Origin of the sequence: Pseudomonas sp. GM102 (genome assembly GCF_000282555.1) — a bacterium.
In the GTDB taxonomy this organism is placed as follows: Bacteria; Pseudomonadota; Gammaproteobacteria; order Pseudomonadales; family Pseudomonadaceae; genus Aquipseudomonas.
Genome location: NZ_AKJB01000073.1, coordinates 47,932 through 54,301 on the forward strand (window position 1 = coordinate 47,932; position 6,370 = coordinate 54,301).

Annotated in this window: 3 protein-coding genes; all 3 read right to left on the reverse strand. The window is 59.7% G+C overall.

Features of this window, described 5'->3' with window-relative positions; all coding sequences use genetic code 11:
• Positions 1-40 precede the first annotated feature (40 nt).
• Positions 41-2,734, reverse strand: coding sequence for a putative bifunctional diguanylate cyclase/phosphodiesterase (locus PMI18_RS09990; RefSeq protein ID WP_007903247.1), 2,694 nt, complete (start codon positions 2,732-2,734; stop codon positions 41-43).
• Positions 2,735-2,972: 238 nt separating this feature from the next.
• Positions 2,973-4,370: an alkaline phosphatase D family protein gene (locus PMI18_RS09985; protein ID WP_007903248.1), complete on the reverse strand. Its 1,398-nt coding sequence runs from the start codon at positions 4,368-4,370 to the stop codon at positions 2,973-2,975.
• A gap of 283 nt (positions 4,371-4,653) precedes the next feature.
• Positions 4,654-6,370, reverse strand: a 1,717-nt coding sequence (gene aceF, locus PMI18_RS09980) for a dihydrolipoyllysine-residue acetyltransferase (protein WP_007903249.1), incomplete at its 5' end; no start/stop codon positions are given.

The following is a 6,370-nucleotide window of genomic DNA, read 5'->3' on the forward strand; positions in this document are numbered from 1 at the left end:
TTGTGGGAGCGGGCCAGGCAGAAAGAGCATTCAGCCTTATTCAGGCGATCGGACCACGCGGGTAGCGTTTGAGCTTTTCGATCAGCTCGGAACCCGGGATTGGTCGGTCGAACAGGTAACCCTGACCGACGTCGCAACGGTGGCGTCGCAAGAACGCAAGCTGCTCGGCCGTCTCGATGCCTTCAGCCACGACCTTGAGTTTCAGGTTGTGGGCCATGGCGATCACCGCGGAGGTGATTTCCATGTCGTCCTGGTTGTCCGGGATTTCGTGGATGAAGCTTCGATCGATCTTGATGATGTCGATCGGGAATTTTTTCAAGTAACTGAGCGACGAGTAACCGGTGCCGAAGTCATCCATGGCCAGGGTCAGGCCCAGACGCTTGAGCTGATCGAGCTGCAGGTGGGTATCTTCGGTGGCCTCCAGCAGCAGGCCTTCGGTCAGTTCCAGTTCCAGCAGGTTCGCCGGCAGTTCTTCTTCCTTGAGGATGTTGGCGATGGACGCTACCAGGTCCGGGTCGGAGAACTGTTTGGGCGACAGGTTGATCGCCACTTGCAGATTACCCAGGCCGGCGGCGGTCAGGTCTTTGCTCATGCGGCAGGCCTGGCGGGCGATCCATTTGCCGATCGGAATGATCAGCCCGGTTTCTTCGGCAACGCTGATGAACTGGTCCGGGCGAATCATGCCTTTTTCCGGATGGTTCCAGCGCAGCAGCGCTTCCATCCCCAGCAGGCGACCGCTGCGCAGGCACAGCTTTGGCTGGTAGAACACGTCCAGCTCGTTCTGGGTGAGGGCGCGGCGCAGGTTGTTCTCGACGAAGAGCTTGTAGCTGGCCTCGGCATTCAGTGCTTCGGTGAACACTTGCACCTGGTGCTTGCCGTTGGCCTTGGCCTTGTGCAGCGCCAGGCCGGCGTTGCGCATCAGCGTCTGAGGGTCGCGACCATGCAGCGGCGCGCAGGCCAGGCCCACGGAGCCGGTAACGCTGATTAATTGGTTATCGACGAACATCGGCTTGTCGAGGGTTGCCAGCAATTGGTTGGCGACCTGCTGGCCCGTCGAGAGGTCAGTGTCGTCCAGCAGCACCGCGAACTCGTTACTGGCGAAGCGAGCCAGACTGCCGCTCGGGCTCAGGCTGTTGCGTAAGCGTCGGGCCAGGCTGATCAGCAGTTTGTCGCCGGTCTGGTGGCCGAGGCTGTCGTTGATCCGCTTGAAGTTGTCGATGTCCACCAGCAGCAGGCTGATCGGCGTGTCGCTGTCTCGGGCGAAGCGTTCATCAAGGTTGCGGATGAACGCCGGGCGGTTGCCGAGGTTGGTCAGGTTGTCGGTATAGGCCAGGCGCTCGATGCGCTGCTGGGCGAGCTTGGTCTGGGTGATGTCTTCGTAGATGCCGATGTAGTGCGTCAGCTCACGGTTGTCGCCGTAGACCTTGGAAATCGACAGCTGGCCCCAGTAGGGTTCGAGGTTTTTGCGCCGGCTCTTGAACTCGCCCTGCCAACTGTTGCTCTTGGCCAGCGCCGACGGCGCGTCGAACAACAGTTCGCTGAGGTTTTCCAGTGCCGGCAGTTCCGACAGCCGCTGGCCGTGGACTTCCTCGGTGGTGTACTGGGTGATAGCGGTAAAGCTTGGGTTGACGTACTCCACCACGCCATCGCAATTGACCAGCAGGAAGGCGTTGGCGCTTTGCTCCACCGCACGCTGGAACAAGTGCAGGGCGCTGGTGGCGGTGCGGCGGTTGTGGTTGTTGATGACCTGGGCGAACTGATCCGCCAGCTCGCCGGCAAAGGCGATTTCGTCCGACTGCCAGGCACGGGTTGCACCGATCTGCTCCAGGCAGAGCACGCCGACCACTTGGCCGTCGACGCGGATGCTGGCATCGAGCATGGCGTTGACGTCGCGCGGGCGCAGGCTCTCGGCTATTTCCCGGGTGCGCGGGTCGCGCATGGCGTTGTGGGCGTCGATGGCACGGCCGGTGTGCAAGGCTTCGAGGTAATCGGGGAAACCACTGGCATCGATCGGCTCCGGCAGTCGGTGATTGCGGGTGGCGCGGTGATAGGCTGAAATCGGCGTCAGTAGTGAGCCGTCGAGGTTCCAAAGGCTGGCGCAGTCGATTTCATAGATATCGCAGGCACTGCGGGTGATCAGCTCGGCGGCTTCTTGCAAGGAATTGTTGGTGCTGTAGCGCTGGCGGGTCAGCAGCAGAATCAGATCTTGCTGGGCGCGCACCCGATCCAGGTGCTGCAGTTGTTCCTGCTGGGCGCGTTGATTGAGTTCCAGGGCAATTTGCAGGCGTGAGTTCTGGGTTTCCAGGTCCAGCGCCGGCAGCAGCGGTTCATCGATGAACAGGCCGTCTACCACCATCAGGTAGCCGCGTAGCAGGTGTCGATTGTGTTGTTTGTAAGCTTCGCCCAGTTCCAGCAGGCTCAGTACCCCTGCGGCGGTGTGCAAGGTGTAGCGGATCAGGTAATGCGGGCTATTGGTGAGTTGCTGCTGGATCGTGTCATGCAGTTGATAGCGCGCTTCGGGCTCCATCAGGCTGGCATAGGGCGAGCCGACCAGAGCACAGAGCTCCACTGCCGGCAGGCCAAACTGTCGTTCGCAATTGGGGTCGAGAAACAGCAGCGCCCAGCTCGGTTCATTCAGCCGTTCGAAACGCAGCATGCCGAGCCGCGAGGGCACAGGCAACTGCGTCACTACCTCGGCCACCATACGGCTGGCGGCATCGGGTTGGCTCTTCATATAGAGGGAAACTCGCTTCGAATATGCTGATCGCGCCGGGCTCTCGCCCTCTTTACTGTTGTCTGCGGCAAGGTTGCATCATTGCGACACCGACTGACAAGAGACATGAAGGCCAAGTGCTATAAGAATATGTCGGCAGGTGTGAAGAATTCTCCAGCGAGGGGTTGAAAGTAATGTTGTGAGTCAAAAAGGCTCGCAGCCTTCGGCAGCTCCTGCAAGGCTGCGATCTTTTCCGCAATCAACGCAGTTTTATGGTTATCGACTGCAGTTGGTTGCCATCCCGATCGTGATAATTGACGCGAACCTGTTCAGCATCGACGACCAGATGCGCGAAATTATCCTGGCTGATCACCTCACTGGTCAGCTCATGCTGATAATCTCCCGCGGCCGTTCGGGCTAACGCTTGGTCGAAGATGAAGGTCGATGCCTTGGCATACGGCAGCAGCTTGCTGTTGCACAGCGGTGAAGACACGATGGTGTGAACTTCGAAGCCCGGTACCTCACTGTGAGTCAGGCGACTGGTCAGCGAGCCGTGGACATCACCGGAAATGAAGAAGACGTTCTTGATGCGATGCGTACGAATCGTCTCCAGTAGCCTTAGTCGTTGTTCCGGGAAGGCTTTCCAGGCGTCATCACCGTGCAGCTTGCGGTCGGGGTAGAACATGACGCTGGTGACCACGAATTTGACCCGGGCCGGGCTGTTGATCAGCCATTTGAGCAGTGCCTGTTCCTGTTCTTCATCAAGAATGCGGCGGTCGCTGGCCGACAGATTGCGTCGGGTTCGGCTGTCGGTAATAAACCATTCGATATCGCCCTCGGTGAATTGATACCAATAGTGCGGCAGCAGTGCTCTGTTTACTTGCCCGTTGGCAAGCAGTTCATGTACGGGGCTGTGGCTGACCTGATAGAGCTCATACGCTGCCATGGCATTTTTGTATAAGTAAATATCACTCTTACTTGCATTGGCTGGCCAGTTGTCTTCAATTTCATGGTCGTCGAGGATCATGTAAGTTGGCACGCCGGACATTAACGCCGATATATGAGGCTGAGAAAAAGCCGTGCGGTATTTGCTGAGGATGTCCTTGTATTCCCGGTCGGGGGCCACGAGGTTCAGATCATCGACGTAGATTTGGTCGCCAGTCATCAGCATGGCGCTGATGGGCGGTTCGGCGTGTTCCGCCAGGTTTGTGATCGAGGCAAAGATCCGGTCGCCCACATGCGGGGCCGACGCAATGCCGGCGGTCATTCGCAGGTAACGACATGAGCCGACGATATAAGCCCGTGGCGTGGTGGTTTTGCTGGACTGCGTGCGAAAGCGATAGATCTCCCGCGGCCATTGCAGCGGCAGTTCCTGAGCCGTCTCCACGGTATGCACCGGGCTCATGGGGCTGAACCAGCCCGCCTGGTATTCATAGTCGGTATCGGTGGCAAGGTCGTTGAGGGCAATCACATCGGACATATCGCGCAAGATAGTCAGTTTTACAAAAACGCCTTTGGACCAGTGGTCCTCGCCGGTGCGTCGATAACGGATGCCTGCAAATACCAAGGCGTCATTCTGTAATTCGCCGCGCAAAAAAATGCGGACATGGTTAGTTGTAGTGTGGCCAATAATCGGGCCGACAGTCGGTTTGAACATGTTCGAATCCATTCGAAGTAATGCTAACTAAGCAGATTAGGTTGTCGAAGTTTCTATTGGAAATTCTCCAAACTAAGCCTAGTTATTGGCACGCAAAAAATATCGGGCGGAAGTGGACTCGAGTTGTAGGCGGTGTAAGCCATGAGTGTAGGAATAAGGTGCAGAGGAGGGCTTTCTTCAGGGCAAAAAAAGCCCCGCCAAATTGGCGGGGTTGAGGTACGAGCGTGGCGCTCGGAAAACATGGAACGCGACAGGCCCTCCCGTGAAGGAGGGCCGGCCGGTGTTACAGCAGGATGGTGCGGATGTCCGCCAGCAGGTCGCTCAGACGCTTGGTGAAGCGTGCCGCAGCGGCGCCGTTGATCACACGGTGATCGTAGGACAGCGACAACGGCAGCATCAGTTTCGGCTGGAAGGCTTTGCCGTCCCAGACTGGCTGGATGGTTGCCTTGGAAACACCGAGGATCGCCACTTCCGGCGCGTTGACGATCGGCGTGAAGCCGGTGCCGCCAATGTGGCCGAGGCTGGAAATGGTGAAGCAGGCGCCTTGCATGTCGTCAGCGGTGAGCTTTTTGTCGCGGGCCTTGGCGGCCAGCACGGCGGCTTCGGCTGCCAATTGCAACAGGCTCTTCTGGTCGACGTTCTTGATGACCGGTACCAGCAGGCCGTCCGGGGTGTCGACCGCGAAGCCGATGTTCACGTACTTCTTGCGGATGATCGCCTTGCCGCTTGGCGCCAGCGAACTGTTGAAGTCCGGCAGTTCCTTGAGCAGGTGCGCGCAGGACTTGAGCAGCAACGGCAGGATGGTCAGCTTGACGCCAGCCTTCTCTGCAACGGCTTTCTGAGCAATACGGAACGCTTCCAGCTCGGTGATATCAGCCGAATCGAACTGAGTCACGTGAGGAATGTTCAGCCAGCTGCGATGCAGGCTCGACGCGCCGATTTGCATCAGACGAGTCATCGGCACTTCTTCGATTTCACCGAAGCGGCTGAAGTCCACGACCGGAATCGGCGGGATGCCCGCACCGCCGGTTGCACCAGCTGCAGCGGCCGGTGCTTCCTTGGCCTTCTGCATCATGGCTTTGACGTAAACCTGCACGTCTTCTTTCAGGATGCGACCGTGCGGACCGCTGGCACCAACGGCGCTCAGCTCGACGCCGAATTCACGGGCGAGTTGGCGAACAGCCGGGCCTGCATGAACTTTGGCGCCTGGCTTGGCCGGGGCAGCAACAGGTGCGGCCGGAGCCGGAGCAGCAGGCGCAGCAGCGGCTGGAGCAGGAGCGCTCGGTGCAGCAGCGGCCGGGGCCGGAGCCGCAGCAGGTGCCGCGCCTTTGACTTTCAGCTTCAGGATCAGGTCGCCGGTACCGACTTCGTCATCCAGCTTGATGGAAACGCTTTCCACCACGCCAGCGGCAGGCGATGGAATTTCCATGCTCGCCTTGTCGGATTCCAGAGTGATCAGCGACTGGTCGGCGACGACGGTGTCGCCAGCCTTGACCAGCACTTCGATGATCTTGGCCTTGCCCGCCGAACCGATGTCCGGGACGTGAATGTCCTGGACAGTGTCGGCAACCGGAGCCGCCGGAGCCGGAGCGGCAGCGGCTGACGCTGGAGCAGCGGCAGCAGGCGCAGCAGCCTGGGCTGGAGCGGCCGCAGCCGGTGCCGCAGCACCCGCCACTTCCAGGTCCAGAATCAGGTCGCCGGTGCCGACTTCGTCGTTGAGCTTGACGCTGATGGCCTTGACCACACCAGCGGCAGGCGATGGAATTTCCATGCTGGCCTTGTCGGATTCCAGGGTGATCAGCGATTGATCAGCCGCGACGGTGTCGCCGACCTTGACCTGGATCTCGATGATCTGGGCCTTGCCCGACGAACCGATGTCCGGCACGTGCACTTGCTGAACGCTGGCAGCAGCAGGCGCTGCGGCTGGAGCGGTCGGCGCTTTGGCGGCAGCAGGCGCAGCTTCAGCCTTGGCAGCCGGCGCAGCGGCAGCCGCAGGGGCC